The organism is Streptomyces sp. NPDC127129, from assembly GCF_042671585.1.
Taxonomy (GTDB): Bacteria; Actinomycetota; Actinomycetes; order Streptomycetales; family Streptomycetaceae; genus Streptomyces.
In genome coordinates this window covers 22832-36902 of record NZ_JBHXTV010000003.1, presented here as the reverse complement: position 1 = coordinate 36902, position 14071 = coordinate 22832, and the positions used below count along the sequence as shown (strand labels likewise).

The 14071-nt window shown below is 71.6% G+C and carries 13 protein-coding genes; 6 read left to right on the top strand and 7 right to left on the bottom strand.

Features of this window, described 5'->3' with window-relative positions; all coding sequences use genetic code 11:
• Positions 1-30 precede the first annotated feature (30 nt).
• Together ACFVGW_RS06270 and ACFVGW_RS06265 are read left to right on the top strand one after the other, a co-directional pair.
• Entirely contained in the window at positions 31-681 is a 651-nt protein-coding gene (locus tag ACFVGW_RS06270; RefSeq protein WP_385851300.1) for a lysoplasmalogenase, read from the top strand.
• An 18-nt stretch (positions 682-699) separates the two neighbouring features.
• Positions 700-1743, top strand: a complete 1044-nt coding sequence (locus tag ACFVGW_RS06265; RefSeq protein ID WP_383311922.1) for a zinc-dependent alcohol dehydrogenase family protein — start codon at positions 700-702, stop codon at positions 1741-1743.
• Between the two features lie 63 nt (positions 1744-1806).
• Here the strand turns inward: ACFVGW_RS06265 and ACFVGW_RS06260 are convergent, their stop codons facing one another.
• Complete coding sequence (locus ACFVGW_RS06260; protein ID WP_385851032.1) at positions 1807-3114, bottom strand: CoA transferase; 1308 nt, start codon at positions 3112-3114, stop codon at positions 1807-1809.
• A 90-nt stretch (positions 3115-3204) separates the two neighbouring features.
• Complete coding sequence (locus ACFVGW_RS06255) at positions 3205-4743, bottom strand: S8 family serine peptidase (RefSeq protein WP_385851031.1); 1539 nt, start codon at positions 4741-4743, stop codon at positions 3205-3207.
• Positions 4744-5037: 294 nt separating this feature from the next.
• Between ACFVGW_RS06255 and ACFVGW_RS06250 the strand changes: the two genes are divergently transcribed.
• The 3 genes from ACFVGW_RS06250 (at position 5038) to moaA (ending at position 8185) form a co-directional block, all read left to right on the top strand.
• Entirely contained in the window at positions 5038-5421 is a 384-nt protein-coding gene (locus ACFVGW_RS06250; RefSeq protein ID WP_352192144.1) for a DUF485 domain-containing protein, read from the top strand.
• Complete coding sequence (locus ACFVGW_RS06245; RefSeq protein WP_352192145.1) at positions 5418-7043, top strand: cation acetate symporter; 1626 nt, start codon at positions 5418-5420, stop codon at positions 7041-7043. Before ACFVGW_RS06250 ends, ACFVGW_RS06245 begins: the two co-directional genes overlap by 4 nt.
• Before the next feature lie 152 nt (positions 7044-7195).
• Positions 7196-8185, top strand: coding sequence for a GTP 3',8-cyclase MoaA (gene moaA / locus ACFVGW_RS06240; protein WP_385851030.1), 990 nt, complete (start codon positions 7196-7198; stop codon positions 8183-8185).
• Here the strand turns inward: moaA and ACFVGW_RS06235 are convergent.
• Positions 8168-8407: a hypothetical protein gene (locus ACFVGW_RS06235; protein ID WP_385851299.1), complete on the bottom strand. Its 240-nt coding sequence runs from the start codon at positions 8405-8407 to the stop codon at positions 8168-8170. The two genes, moaA and ACFVGW_RS06235, sit on opposite strands and share 18 nt — an antisense overlap.
• A 184-nt stretch (positions 8408-8591) precedes the next feature.
• The gene (locus ACFVGW_RS06230) at positions 8592-8936 is read right to left on the bottom strand and encodes a DUF3099 domain-containing protein (RefSeq protein ID WP_385851029.1); all 345 of its coding nucleotides are present in this window, start codon (positions 8934-8936) and stop codon (positions 8592-8594) included.
• Between the two features lie 179 nt (positions 8937-9115).
• Between ACFVGW_RS06230 and ACFVGW_RS06225 the strand changes: the two genes are divergently transcribed.
• Positions 9116-9391 (top strand): GlsB/YeaQ/YmgE family stress response membrane protein, encoded by a 276-nt coding sequence (locus ACFVGW_RS06225; protein WP_383228716.1) that lies wholly within the window; start codon positions 9116-9118, stop codon positions 9389-9391.
• Positions 9392-9730: 339 nt separating this feature from the next.
• Here ACFVGW_RS06225 and tyrS read toward each other — a convergent pair whose 3' ends face one another.
• From tyrS to ACFVGW_RS06210, 3 genes are read right to left on the bottom strand one after another with little or no spacing between them, the layout of a single operon-like run.
• Entirely contained in the window at positions 9731-11002 is a 1272-nt protein-coding gene (gene tyrS / locus ACFVGW_RS06220; protein ID WP_385851028.1) for a tyrosine--tRNA ligase, read from the bottom strand.
• Between the two features lie 54 nt (positions 11003-11056).
• Positions 11057-12451: a metallopeptidase TldD-related protein gene (locus ACFVGW_RS06215; RefSeq protein WP_385851027.1), complete on the bottom strand. Its 1395-nt coding sequence runs from the start codon at positions 12449-12451 to the stop codon at positions 11057-11059.
• The gene (locus ACFVGW_RS06210; RefSeq protein ID WP_385851298.1) at positions 12448-13968 is read right to left on the bottom strand and encodes a TldD/PmbA family protein; all 1521 of its coding nucleotides are present in this window, start codon (positions 13966-13968) and stop codon (positions 12448-12450) included. Before ACFVGW_RS06210 ends, ACFVGW_RS06215 begins: the two co-directional genes overlap by 4 nt.
• Positions 13969-14071 lie beyond the last annotated feature (103 nt).

Genomic DNA, 14071 nt, shown 5'->3' with positions numbered 1-14071 from the left:
GGAGCCGCAGCCGCGGCCGCGGCCGCCCCCGTGCCCCGGCCCGCCGCGGCGGGCGCGCTCTCCCGCGTCCTCCTCGCCGCCTTCGCGCTCGCCGCCGTCGTCGACCTCGGCTCCCTCCTCGCCGGCGCCGAGCTCGGGCACCGGATCGCCAAGCCGCTGCTGATGCCGCTGCTCGCCGCGTACGCCGCCACCCGCGGCGCCCCGAAGCTCCTGCTCGGCGCGCTGCTCCTCGGCTGGGGCGGCGACGTCCTCCTGCTCGGCGACGCCGACTGGGCCTTCCTCGTCGGCATGGGCTCCTTCGCCGCCGGGCACGTCTGCTACCTCGCGCTCTTCGGACGGCGGCCCGCGTCCGTCCCGCTCGGCATCGCGTACGCCGCCGCCCTCCTCGGCACCGTCGTGCTCCTCTGGCCCGACCTCCCCGCCGGGCTGCGGATCCCCGTCACCGGCTACTCGCTCCTGCTCGCCGCGATGGCGTACCGCTCCGGCTCCCTCGGGCTCACCGCAGGCGCGGGCGGCGCGCTCTTCCTGCTCTCCGACACCCTGATCGCGACCGGGCTCGCCGGGTGGCCCCAGCCGCCCGCCCCCGCCGTCTGGGTCATGGCCACCTACATCGCCGCGCAGTACCTGCTGACCGCGGGGGTGCTCACACAGGCGTACGGTGAGCGGAGTACCGCCGACTGAGAGCAAGGACCGTCCGTCATGCGCGCCACCACCATCCACGCCCCGTTCGACATGCGCGTGGAGGACGTGCCCGACCCCGTGATCCAGGACCCCGCCGACGTCGTCGTCCGGGTCCTGCGCGCCTGCATCTGCGGCAGCGACCTGTGGGCCTACCGAGGCGTGGCCGCCCGGCAGCCCGGTCAGCGCATCGGGCACGAGTTCCTGGGCATCGTCGAGGCGGCCGGCCCGGACGTCTCCGGCTTCGCCGCCGGTGACCTGGTCGTCGCGCCGTTCGTCTGGTCCGACGGCACCTGCGCGTACTGCTCCGAGGGCCTGCAGACCTCCTGCCCGAGCGGCGGCTTCTGGGGCTCGGCCGGTTCCGACGGCGGCCAGGGCGAGGCCGTCCGGGTCCCCTTCGCCGACGGCACCCTCGTCAAGCTGCCCGCCGAGGCCGCCTCCGACGACCGCCTGCTGACCGGGCTCCTCGCCCTCTCCGACGTGATGGGCACCGGCCACCACGCCGCCCTCGGCGCGGGGGTGCGCAAGGGCTCCACGGTCGCGGTCGTCGGCGACGGCGCCGTGGGCCTGTGCGGCGTCCTCGCCGCGAAGCGGCTCGGCGCCGAGCGGATCATCGCGCTCGGCCGCCACACCGTCCGTACCGACATCGCCCGCGCGTTCGGCGCCACCGACGTCGTCGCCGAACGCGGCGAGGCCGCGGAGGCCGCCGTACGCGAGCTCACCGGCGGCCAGGGCGCCCACGCCGTGATCGAGGCGGTCGGCACGGAGCAGTCGATGCGCACGGCCGTCGCCATCACCCGCGACGGGGGCTCCATCGGCTACGTCGGCGTCCCGCACGGCAGCGGTACCGGGCTCGACCTCTCCGTCATGTTCGACCGGAACATCGCGCTGCGGGGCGGCGTCGCACCCGTCCGCGCGTACATCCCCGAACTGCTCCCGGACGTCCTCGACGGCACCATCGACCCGTCCCCGGTCTTCGACGCGACGGTCGACCTCGAAGGCGTCCCGGCCGGCTACAAGGCCATGGACGACCGCACCGCCCTGAAGGTCCTCGTCAAGCCCTGACGGCCGCCCGGGGGCGCCGCCCCCACACCCGTAGGCCCCCGCCCCCGGGCCGCTCCGGACGGCTCAGGCCTCCGACCACACCGGGTCGTCGCCGCCCTGGAGACCCGGTGGGCGGGACCACGCCGTGGGGCCGCCCTCGTACCGGACGGGCGACACCGCGTGGCGCAGCAGGCCCAGCGGGCCGGACGTCTCCGCGAGGTGGTCCTCGGGGACGTAGCGGGGGAGGGCGTGCGTCAGCCAGTGGCCCGTCTGCGCCAGGGCCAGGCGTACGAGACGCGTACCGCCCTCGCTCTCCTGCTCCGTCAGGGACCGCAGCACGGCCGCGGCGAGCAGATACCCCGACCCGTGGTCCAGGGCCTGCGCGGGCAGCGCGCCCGGCTCGTCCGCCGAGCCCTCGTCCGCCGCGATCCCCGTCGCCGCCTGCACCAGGCTGTCGAAGCCGCGCCGCTCGCCCCACGGCCCGTAGTCGCCCCACGCCGAGATCCGCGCGATCACCAGACCGGGCCGGTGGAGACCGAAGCGCTCCAGGGCGCCGGGGCGGTAGCCGGTGACCAGGACGTCCGCCTCGTCCAGCAGCGCGTCCAGGGCGCGCCGGTCCGCAGGCCGGTCCAGGTCCAGCGCCGCCGTCCGCTTGCCGATGTTCGTGTCCGCGTGCTGGTCGGGCAGCTCGGGACTGCCCGGCGGGTCGATCCGCAGCACGTCCGCGCCGAGCAGCGCCAGCGTCCTCGTCGCCACCGGCCCGGCGAGGACCCGGGTCAGGTCCAGGACCCGCAGGGGGCCCGGGCGCCGCCTACCGGCCGGGGCCGTGTCGTCCAGCCGTTCCCGCGTCAGCAGCGGCCGCGCCGCCACCTCTCGGCCCTGCTCGTGCGCCGCCCACTCCTCCGGCGTGCGCAGGGCGACCGCCAGGCCCCCGGCCGCGTAGGCCGCCGTCTCGACCTCGACCGCCTTCCGCTCGGCGATCGCCGCCGCCAATGCCTTTGCCGACTCCTCCCGGACACCCAGCGCGGAGAGCAGCGCCGCCCGGTGGTGGGGATAGTTCGCGTGCGTGCGCACCCAGCCGTCGGACGCCTTCCAGAAGCGGGACAGGGGCGCGAAGTTCACCGGTGCGCGGCCGTCGACCCGGAGATGACGCTCGCTCACGAAGGCCGTGGCGACCGCCCCGTCGTCCACCCGGACCGTCCCCGGCAGGCCGTCCCGCTCGACCGCGGCCAGGCCCGCGACCGCCACCGTCGCCCGCGCCAGGTCCATCACCGGCAGCCGCGCCGGCAGGAGCCCCGACGGGCCGGTGAAGGCCACCCGGTCCACCAGGGCGGGATCGCCGCCCAGGGCCGACCACAACAACTCCGTACCCGTACGCACTGTGTTGTCCATCCCGGCATGATGGCACTGCGTGCCACGCAAAAGGGTCCCGGTGTGGCGCACCACACCGGGACCCCCTCCGACTGTGCGTCGGCGTCGTGCCTACCGGCGCACGGCGTCGAGCGCGTTCACGAGACCGGCCCCGTAGAAGCCGTTCTTGTTCTTGCCGCCCTCGCAGACCGCGTCGACGGTGCCGTCGGCGTTGATGTCGTACGGGTTCGTGCAGGCGCGGTCGTCGGCCTGCGCGTACAGCATCGCCTTGAGCGCGGCCGGGCTCGCCTTCGGGTGCGTCGACTTCAGCAGCGCGAGCACACCGGCGGCGTGCGGCGAAGCCATCGACGTACCGGCCTTGTAGTTGAAGCCGCCGTTGACCGTGGTCGACAGGATCCGGCCGTTGACCGCCGGAGCGTCCGGGGTCTGGTACTCCGTGCGGTCGCCGCCGGGCGCCGCGACGTCGATGATGCCGTCACCGTAGTTGGAGTACGAGGCCTTCAGGTCCTTGGCCCCGGTCGCGGAGACCGTGACCACGCCCGGCAGCATCGCCGGGTAGTCCAGGCACTCCTTCGGGTCGACGACCCGCGTCACCGGCGTGGTGTCGTTCGGGCTGCTGTCGTCGGTGAGCTCGTCCGACGCCAGGTCCATGGCGGAGTTGCCGGCCGCCGCCACGTTGACCGTGCCCTTGCGCTCCGCGTAGCGGGTCGCGCGGGTCACGGCCTCGATCAGGGCCTTCTGGTCGGCGTCGTTCTTGCACGCGAACAGCCACGGGTCCGTGTAGTAGCTGTTGTTGGTGACGTCGACGCCGTGCTCGGCCGCCCACACGAAGCCGCAGACGACGGCCTCGGTGTAGAAGAAGCCGTCAGGCGTGGAGACCTTGATGCCCGAGACCTTCACACCCGGCGCGACACCGGTGATGCCGGTGCCGTTCTTGGCGGCGGCGATCGTGCCGGCGACGTGCGTGCCGTGGTCGCTCTCGCCCGGGTTCGGACGCCACGAGCCGGGGGTGATGTCCGGCTTGCCCGTGACGCAGTTGGCCGAGGCCCTGGCGTCGAAGTTCGGCGCCAGGTCCGGGTGCGTGTCGTCGACACCCGTGTCGATGACGCCCACCGTCACGTTCCTGCTGCCGAGCGTCCGCTCGTGGGCCTTGTCCGCCTGGATGGCGGGCAGGTCCCACTGCAGCGGCTCGAGCGCGTCCTGGTCGTCCGTCGCACCGGCCGCGGCGGCCGTGGCCTCGGACGCGGTGAGCGACTGGCCGCCCTCGCCGACGGAGGTGTCGGTCTGGACGGAGAGCGGGGCGGTGCGGGTCGAACCGGCCGACACCACGCCCCGGGCCTTACGGATCGTCGTCGCGAACTCCGGGTTCTGCGAGTGGACGACGATGACGCCTATCTGGTCATAGGAGATGACCACCGTGCCACCGGCCGCGGCTATCGCCTTCTTCACCGAGGCAGCCGTCTTGCGACCCCCGTCGACGTTGACGACGTAACTCAGCTTCGGGGCACTCGTCGAGACGGCGGGCGTCGCCGGGGTGTCGCTCGCCACCGCGGCGGAGGCGCCGGTCGGAAGGAAGCCGAGCGAGGCCGTGAGCGCGAGGCCGGCCGGCAGAGCGAGTACTCGGCCGCGTCTCGATCCCAGATGAGCCATGGGTTCTCCACATCATCCGTATGTACTGCCCGCCGGCGGATTGCGGACGGGCAGGTGCATGACGAGTGAAGCTATCGCTGATCTTCCCGCCCCTTCAATGAGTTGAGAGGATTTCCTGCAGATCCGGAGGAAGATCCAGAAGAAGATCCAGGGAAGAAAACCACTCCGGTGAACCACTTCGCTCCGCGCTCCGTGCCGTTGTGCAGGGGAGGAGCTCCGGTCGGAGCCCGTTCCCCGTCCCCCAGTGAGGCCCCTTTGTCCATGCCCACAGCACCCGCGTCGCGAGGAGATTCCGTGGCAACCGAAGCACTGCCGCCGCCCCAAGGCGGCACGGAGGCCGCCACCGGCCCCGCCCAGCCCACGACCGAGGCGTTCGTCGAGGTGCAGGAGAGCGCGGAGTTCGGCGAACTGCGCCGCACGTACCGCTCCTTCGCCTTCCCCCTGACGGTCGCCTTCATCGCCTGGTACCTGCTCTACGTGCTGCTCTCCAACTACGCGGGCGGCTTCATGGGGACCAAGCTCTTCGGCAACATCAACGTGGCCCTCGTCCTCGGCCTCGGCCAGTTCGCCACGACCTTCCTCATCGCCTGGCTCTACTCGCGGCACGCGGCGAGCCGCCTCGACCCGAAGGCCGAGGCCATCAAGTCCCGTATGGAGCACCCGGAGGCCGACGCGTGAGCAGCACCCTTCTCCTCGCGGCGGGCAACGCCACCAGCGAGCACCGCCCGCTGATCATCACCCTCTTCGGCGCGTTCGTCGTCGCCACGCTCGTCATCACCGTCTGGGCCGGCCGCCAGACCAAGAGCGCCGCCGACTTCTACGCAGGCGGCCGCCAGTTCACCGGCTTCCAGAACGGCCTCGCGATCTCCGGCGACTACATGTCCGCCGCGTCCTTCCTCGGCATCGCGGGCGCCATCGCACTCTTCGGCTACGACGGGTTCCTGTACTCGATCGGCTTCCTGGTCGCCTGGCTGGTCGCCCTGCTCCTGGTCGCCGAGCCGCTGCGCAACTCCGGCCGGTTCACCATGGGCGACGTCCTCGCCTACCGCATGCGCCAGCGCCCCGTCCGTACCGCCGCGGGCACCTCCACGATCGTCGTCTCGATCTTCTACCTGCTGGCGCAGATGGCCGGAGCGGGCGTCCTCGTCTCGCTGCTGCTCGGCATCACCAGCGACGGCGGCAAGATCGCCATCGTCGCGCTGGTGGGCATCCTGATGATCGTGTACGTCACCATCGGCGGCATGAAGGGCACCACCTGGGTGCAGATGGTCAAGGCGGTCCTGCTCATCGCGGGCACGCTCCTGATCACCTTCCTCATCCTGCTGAAGTTCAACTTCAACCTCTCCGACCTGCTCGGCGCCGCCGCCACCAACAGCGGCAAGGGCCAGGCGTTCCTGGAGCCCGGCCTCAAGTACGGGGCCACCGGCATCTCGAAGCTGGACTTCCTCTCGCTCGGCATCGCGCTCGTCCTCGGCACCGCCGGCCTGCCGCACATCCTGATCCGCTTCTACACGGTGCCGACCGCCAAGGCCGCCCGTAAGTCGGTCAACTGGGCCATCGGCATCATCGGCGCCTTCTACCTGATGACGATCGTCCTCGGCTTCGGCGCCGCGGCCCTGCTGAAGAACAGCGACATCATCGCCTCGAACAAGGCGGGCAACACCGCCGCACCGCTCGCGGCCCTGGAGATCGGCGGCGGCGCCGGCTCCACCGGCGGAGCGATCCTGCTCGCGGTCATCTCCGCCGTCGCCTTCGCCACCATCCTCGCGGTGGTCGCCGGACTGACCCTGGCCTCCTCGTCGTCCTTCGCGCACGACATCTACGCCAACGTCATCCGGCGCGGAAAGGCCACCGAGAAGGAGGAGGTCCGCGCGGCGCGCTGGGCCACCGTCCTCATCGGCGTCGTCTCGATCGCGCTCGGCGCGCTCGCCCGCGACCTCAACGTCGCCGGCCTGGTCGCCCTCGCGTTCGCCGTCGCCGCCTCCGCCAACCTGCCGACGATCCTCTACAGCCTGTTCTGGAAGCGGTTCACCACCCAGGGCGCGCTCTGGTCGATCTACGGCGGTCTGATCTCCTCGGTCGTCCTGGTGCTCTTCTCGCCGGTCGTCTCCGGCAAGCCCACCTCGATGTTCAAGACCGTGGACTTCTACTGGTTCCCGCTGGAGAACCCGGGCATCGTCTCGATCCCGCTGGGCTTCCTCCTCGGCTGGCTCGGCTCGCTCCTCTCCAAGGAGGAGCCGGACAAGGGCAAGTACGCGGAGCTGGAGGTCAAGTCGCTCACCGGTGTCGGAGCGCACTGATCCGCGCACGGTGCGCGACCACCGGGCGGCCGCGTCGTAGGGTCCTACGACGCGGCCGCTCCGGTCCTCGTTCCAATCGGCCCCTGCTGGTTGTCGGTGGTCTCGCGTAGGCTCGCTGTATAAATCACCGAACGACGGGAAGGGGGCCCTCAGTGCTCATCGACACCTACGGCCGGGTGGCCACCGACCTGCGCGTTTCGCTCACCGACCGGTGCAACCTGCGGTGCACGTACTGCATGCCGGAAGAGGGCCTGCAGTGGCTGGCCAAGCCCGACCTGCTGACCGACGACGAGATCGTCCGGCTGGTACGGATCGCGGTCACCGACCTCGGTGTCACCGAGGTCCGCTTCACCGGCGGCGAGCCGCTGCTCCGCCCCGGCCTCGTCGGCATCGTCGAGCGCTGCGCCGCCCTCGAGCCCCGCCCCAAGATGTCCCTGACCACGAACGGCATCGGGCTCAAGCGCACGGCGACCGCTCTGAAGGCCGCCGGTCTCGACCGGGTCAACGTCTCCCTCGACACCCTGCGGCCCGAGGTCTTCAAGGCCCTGACCCGCCGCGACCGCCACCACGACGTGCTCGACGGCATGGCCGCCGCACGGGACGCCGGCCTCACGCCGGTCAAGGTCAACGCGGTCCTGATGCCCGGGCTCAACGACGACGAGGCCCCGGACCTGCTGGCCTGGGCGGTGGAGAACGGCTACGAACTCCGCTTCATCGAGCAGATGCCCCTCGACGCCCAGCACGGCTGGAAGCGCGACGGCATGATCACCGCCGGGGACATCCTGGAGTCGCTGCGGACGCGCTTCACCCTGACCGCCGAGGGTGCGGACGAGCGCGGCTCGGCCCCCGCGGAGCGCTGGGTCGTGGACGGCGGACCGCACACGGTCGGGGTCATCGCCTCCGTCACCCGCCCGTTCTGCCGGGCCTGCGACCGGACCCGGCTCACGGCCGACGGCCAGGTGCGCACCTGCCTCTTCGCCACCGAGGAGACCGACCTGCGGGCGGCGCTGCGCTCGGACGCGCCGGACGCCGAGATCGCCCGGATCTGGAAGCTCGCGATGTGGGGCAAGAAGGCCGGCTCGGGCCTGGACGACCCGAGCTTCCTCCAGCCGGAGCGTCCGATGTCAGCGATCGGCGGCTGACTCCCACTCCGCCAGCGGGACGACGTCCTTCAGGAACCCCCGTACGCCCAGGAACTGGGAGAGATGCTCGCGGTGCTCCTCGCAGGCGAGCCAGGTCTTGCGGCGCTCCGGGGTGTGCAGCTTGGGGTTGTTCCAGGCCAGTACCCATACGGCGTCGGCGCGGCAGCCCTTGGCGGAGCAGATCGGCGTCTCGATCGGGGTCTCGTCACTCACCGGATTGATCACACGATCATTGTCCAACAATGGCGATGCCGAGCAGCCACGGGGGGAGCTGCCCGGCACCGGTCCGTCGCTCCGACGGGGGATGCGGAGCGCGTAGGCAGTATGTCACGGGGGATGGGGTGCGGTGCACCGGAACGTCATCATTGATCTGAGCATTTCTTGAGCTTTTGACTCATGATGATGATCAACTCTGTTCGGACGGATGCTCCGCTCGCGGTTCCGCGGTGGCCCCCTCGGCAGAGAGCTCGGGACGCGTCGGTCCCGGTACGAACGTGGAGGGGAGAGTCGGCGGCTTCTCCCGCCCGGCGTTCGCGATGACCACCGCGACATAGGGGAGCAGCGCACCCAGCACCAGGGCCACGATGGCCACATGGCGCTCGACGTTCCAGAGGAGGACGGCGGCGATGACGGACAGCGTCCGCACCGTCATCGAGATCACGTACCGCCGTTCCCGGCCGCGGACGTCGTCGGTCAGGCCCTGACGGGCCCCGGTGATTCGGAAGACCTCTGTCCCACCGTGCTTCCGCATCGCATTCCACCACCAGCGTCCGCGCCGGACCTCCCCGGTCCGGACCTGTCTCCACGGTACGCCCGCCGCCCGAGACGGTGGAGACCGGGGCACGTACGGCGCTCTCCGACATGCGCCGTATGGCGGATGGGCCGAGACTGGGCCCACATGCGCAGATTGCGCCGCCTGAGGAGGCGACCATGAGTTGGTTGTGGGCAATCATCGTGGGCTTCGTGCTCGGTCTGATCGCCAAGGCGATCATCCCGGGGAAGCAGCAGATCCCACTCTGGCTGACGACCGTGTTCGGCATCATCGGCAGTGTTCTCGGCAACTCGGTCGCGACCTGGATCGGTGTCGAGGACACGAAGGGCATCGACTGGACGCGGCACCTGCTCCAGCTCGCCGGCGCGGTGCTCGTGGTCTTCCTCGGCGACATGGCGTGGAACGCGATGAGGGGCAACAAGCAACGAGCGTGAGGGTGGCCGCCCGAAGGGCGCGGGTCCGGCACTCTGCCGGACCCGCGCCCTTCGAGTGACGGCAGTGCGGGACGGGACCCCGCCCCGGAGCCCGGGCCCAGAACGGCAGCGGGCCGCGTCCGCCGCGCCGTCCGAGCCCGCCGCGCCGTCCGGCCCGCCGCGCCGTCCGAGCCCGCCGCGCCGTCCGGGCCCACCGGGCCGGCCGGGGGCGCGCGGGGCTACGCGCCGTCGGCACCCTGGCCGCCCGCGGACCCCCGCCATGCCGGAGGCCGGTACGCGCGTCGTGCGCGTACCGGCCTCCGGCATGCCATGGCCGGGTGTCGGCCCGGACCCGGGACGTCAGCCCCGCGCGCCGACCTCGATCGCCGCCAGGTTCTTCTTGCCCCGGCGCAGCACCAGCCAGCGCCCGTGCAGCAGCTCGTCCGCCGACACCTCGGCGTCCTCGGCGGTGACCTTCACGTTGTTCACGTACGCCCCGCCCTCCTTCACCGTCCGGCGCGCACCCGACTTGCTCGGCGCCAGGCCGACCTCGACGAACAGGTCCACGACCTGCCCGAGCTCGGCCACCCGCGCGTGCGGCAGCTCCGAGAGCGCCGCGGCCAGCGTCGCCTCGTCCAGCTCGGCCAGGTCGCCCTGACCGAAGAGCGCCTTCGAGGCGTTGATGACCGCAGTGCACTGCTCGGCGCCGTGCACCAGCGTCGTCAGCTCCTCGGCGAGCGCCCGCTGCGCGGTCCTCGCCTGCGGCCGCTCGGCGGTGAGCTGCTCCAGCTCCTCCAGCTCCTCGCGGGACTTGAAGGACAGGATCCGCATGTAGGTCGAGATGTCCCGGTCGTCCACGTTCAGCCAGAACTGGTAGAACGCGTACGGCGTCGTCATCTCGGGGTCCAGCCAGACGGCCCCGCTCTCGGTCTTGCCGAACTTCGTACCGTCCGCCTTGACCATCAGCGGCGTCGCGAGCGCGTGCACCTCGGCACCCGGCTCGAGCCGGTGGATCAGGTCGAGCCCGGCCACCAGGTTGCCCCACTGGTCGGACCCGCCCTGCTGCAGCGTGCAGCCGTGACGCCGGTACAGCTCCAGGAAGTCCATGCCCTGGAGCAGCTGGTAGCTGAACTCGGTGTAGCTGATGCCCTGCTCGGACTCCAGGCGCCGTGCGACGGAGTCCTTGGTCAGCATCTTGTTGACCCGGAAGTGCTTGCCGATGTCCCGCAGGAACTCGATCGCGGAGAGCCCCGCGGTCCAGTCCAGGTTGTTCACCATGACCGCCGCGTTCTCCCCCTCGAAGGAGAGGAAGGGCTCGATCTGGCTCCGCAGCCGGTTCACCCAGTTCGCCACCGTCTCCGGGTCGTTCAGGGTGCGCTCGGCCGTCGGGCGCGGGTCGCCGATCTGGCCCGTGGCCCCGCCGACCAGCGCCAGCGGCCGGTGACCGGCCTGCTGGAGCCGGCGGACGGTGAGCACCTGGACCAGGTGGCCGACGTGGAGGCTGGCCGCGGTCGGGTCGAAACCGCAATAGAACGTGACAGGACCGTCCGCGAGAGCCTTGCGCAGTGCGTCCTCGTCGGTGGACTGGGCGAACAGCCCGCGCCACTTGAGCTCGTCGACGATGTCCGTCACGATTCTCGGTCTCCTTGGTCGATGGTTGTCACGCCGTGCCTCAGTCTATGGGGGTCAGACGCCCTTGCTGACCGAGCTCATGTTGAAGTCCGGTACCCGCAGCGCCGGCATCGCGGCCCTGGTGAACCAGTCGCTCCACTCGCGCGGCAGCGTCTTCTCCGTCCGGCCCGCCTCCGAGGCCCGCGACAGCAGGTCCACCGGCGACTCGTTGAACCGGAAGTTGTTCACCTCGCCGACCACCTCGCCGTTCTCGACGAGGTAGACGCCGTCCCGGGTCAGACCCGTCAGCAGCAGCGTCGCCGGGTCCACCTCGCGGATGTACCAGAGGCAGGTCAGCAGCAGACCCCGCTCGGTGGAGGCCACCATCTCCTCCAGCGAACGCTCGCCGCCGCCGTCCAGGATCAGGTTCCCCGCCCCCGGCGCCACGGGCAGCCGGGTGAGCGCCGCTGTGTGCCGGGTGGTGATCAGATGCTCCAGCCGGCCCTCCCGCACCCAGTCGATCGGCATCAGCGGCAGACCGTTGTCGAAGACGGAGGAGTCGTCGCCCGAGGAGTGCGCGATCACGAAGGGCGCGGACTCCAGACCCGGCTCGTTCGGATCGCTGCGCAGGGTCAGCGGCAGCGGGGAGAGCGTCTCGCCGAGCCGCGTGCCACCGCCGGGCTTCGAGAAGACCGTACGGCCCTCCACCGCGTCGCGCGCCGCCGAGGACCACAGCTGGTAGATCAGCAGGTCGGCCACGGCGGTCGGCGGCAGCAGCGTCTCGTACCGGCCGGCGGGCAGCTCGATCCTGCGCTCCGCCCAGCCGAGCCGCTTCGCCAGGTCGGCGTCGAGCGCCCCCGGGTCGACGTCCTTGAAGTCCCGCGTGGAGCGCCCGGCCCACGCGGACCGCGAGCGGTCGGGCGACTTGGCGTTGAGCTCCAGGGTGCCGTTGGGCTGGTCGTGCCGCAGCCGCAGCCCCGTCGACGTACCGAGGTAGGTCGAGGTCAGCTCGTGGTTGGCGAAGCCGTACAACTCACGGCCGCCCGCCTTGGCCCGCGCGAAGGCCTCGCCGAGCGCGGGCGCGAAGTCCGTGAAGACGGCGGAGGTGGTCTCGGCCGGTGCGTCGGTGAAGTCCGGCGAGGCGTCCACGCCTTCGACCAGCGGCTGGGCGTCCTCGGCGGGACCGGCGGCCCGTGCCGCCTCCTCGGCCGCCCGCACCAGGGGCTCCAGGTCGTCGACGGTCACGGCGGAGCGCGAGACCACACCGGACGCCGTCCCCTGCGCGCCGTCGACGGTCGCGACCACGGTGAGCGTACGGCCCCGGGTCACGCCGTTCGTCGTCAGGGCGTTGCCCGCCCAGCGCAGGTTGGCGGAGGACTCCTCGTCGGCGATGACGACGCATCCGTCCGCCCGGGACAGCTCAAGGGCCCGCTCGACGATCTCGTACGGCTTGGTGAAACGGGAGCTCATCGGCCGGCCTCCTGCGTGGTGTTCAAGATGTTGACGCCCCGGAAGAGGGCGGACGGGCAGCCGTGGGAGACCGCCGCGACCTGGCCCGGCTGGGCCTTGCCGCAGTTGAACGCGCCGCCCAGGACGTACGTCTGCGGGCCGCCGACCTTCTCCATCGAGCCCCAGAAGTCGGTCGTCGTCGCCTGGTACGCGACGTCCCGCAGCTGCCCGGCCAGCTTGCCGTTCTCGATGCGGTAGAAGCGCTGCCCGGTGAACTGGAAGTTGTACCGCTGCATGTCGATCGACCACGAGCGGTCGCCGACCACGTAGATGCCGCGCTCGACGCCCCCGATCAGATCCTCCGTGGAGAGGCCGCCCGGGTCGGGCTGGAGCGAGACGTTCGCCATGCGCTGCACCGGCACATGGCCGGGGGAGTCGGCGAACGCGCAGCCGTTCGACCGGCCCAGGCCCGTCAGCTTCGCGATCCGCCGGTCCAGCTGGTAGCCGACGAGCGTGCCGTCCTTCACGAGGTCCCAGCTCTGCCCCTCGACGCCCTCGTCGTCGTAGCCGATCGTCGCGAGACCGTGCTCGGCGGTGCGGTCACCCGTCACGTTCATGATCGACGAGCCGTACGCCAGCTTCCCCAGCTGGTCGAAGGTGGCGAACGAGGTCCCGGCGTACGCCGCCTCGTACCCCAGCGCCCGGTCCAGCTCGGTGGCGTGCCCGATCGACTCGTGGATCGTCAGCCAGAGGTTCGACGGGTCGACCACCAGGTCGTACGTCCCCGCCTCCACGCTCGGCGCGCGCATCTTCTCGGCGAGCAGGTCCGGGATCTGCTCCAGCTCCGCGTCCCAGTCCCAGCCGGTGCCGGTCAGGTACTCCCAGCCCCGGCCGACCGGCGGCGCGATCGTCCGCATCGAGTCGAACTCGCCCGTCGTCTCGTCGACGGCGACCGCGGTGAGCTGCGGGTGCAGTCGGACCCGCTGCTGGGTCGTGACGGTGCCCGCGGTGTCCGCGTAGAACTTGTTCTCCTGGACGGTCATCAGCGAGGCGTCCACGTGCGCCACACCGTCCGCCCGCAGCAGCCGCTCGCTCCACTCGCCGAGCAGCGCGCTCTTCTCGGCGGCGGGGATGTCGAAGGGATTGATCTCGTACGCGGAGATCCAGGTCTTCTCGGCGTGCACCGGCTCGGGGGCCAGCTCCACGCGCTCGTCGGAGCCCGCCGCGGCGATCACCTTGGCCGACAGCTTGGCCATGGCGACGGCCTGCGAGGCGACCCGCGCCGCCCCGTCCATGGTCAGATCGACCCCGGAGGCGAATCCCCACGCCCCGCCGTGCACCACCCGCACCGCGTATCCGAGGTCCGTGGTGTCCGACGACCCCGAGGGCTTGGCGTCGCGCAGCCGCCACGAGGCGCTGCGCACCCGCTCCAGACGGAAGTCGGCATGGTCGGAGCCGAGGGCACGCGCGCGTGCGAGCGCCGCGTCGGCGAGCGCCCGCAGCGGCAGCGCCGTGAAGGCCGCGTCGATGGAATGGATGCCAGATGGCACAGCTGTCTCCTGTCGTGTGAGACCGGTCATCCCCGATCATGTCGCGCTTTCGGCCGCCGCGCCCAGAGCTTTATGTAGGGACCCGACAGTG

Excerpts from the sequence above, each read along its gene's own strand:
- ACFVGW_RS06230 (WP_385851029.1), bottom strand. The coding sequence starts at position 8,936 with ATGCGGAAGCACGGTGGGACAGAGGTCTTCCGAATCACCGGGGCCCGT.
- ACFVGW_RS06225 (WP_383228716.1), top strand. The coding sequence starts at position 9,116 with ATGAGTTGGTTGTGGGCAATCATCGTGGGCTTCGTGCTCGGTCTGATC.
- ACFVGW_RS06215 (WP_385851027.1), bottom strand. The coding sequence starts at position 12,451 with ATGAGCTCCCGTTTCACCAAGCCGTACGAGATCGTCGAGCGGGCCCTT.
- ACFVGW_RS06265 (WP_383311922.1), top strand. The coding sequence starts at position 700 with ATGCGCGCCACCACCATCCACGCCCCGTTCGACATGCGCGTGGAGGAC.
- ACFVGW_RS06260 (WP_385851032.1), bottom strand. The coding sequence starts at position 3,114 with ATGGACAACACAGTGCGTACGGGTACGGAGTTGTTGTGGTCGGCCCTG.
- ACFVGW_RS06255 (WP_385851031.1), bottom strand. The coding sequence starts at position 4,743 with ATGGCTCATCTGGGATCGAGACGCGGCCGAGTACTCGCTCTGCCGGCC.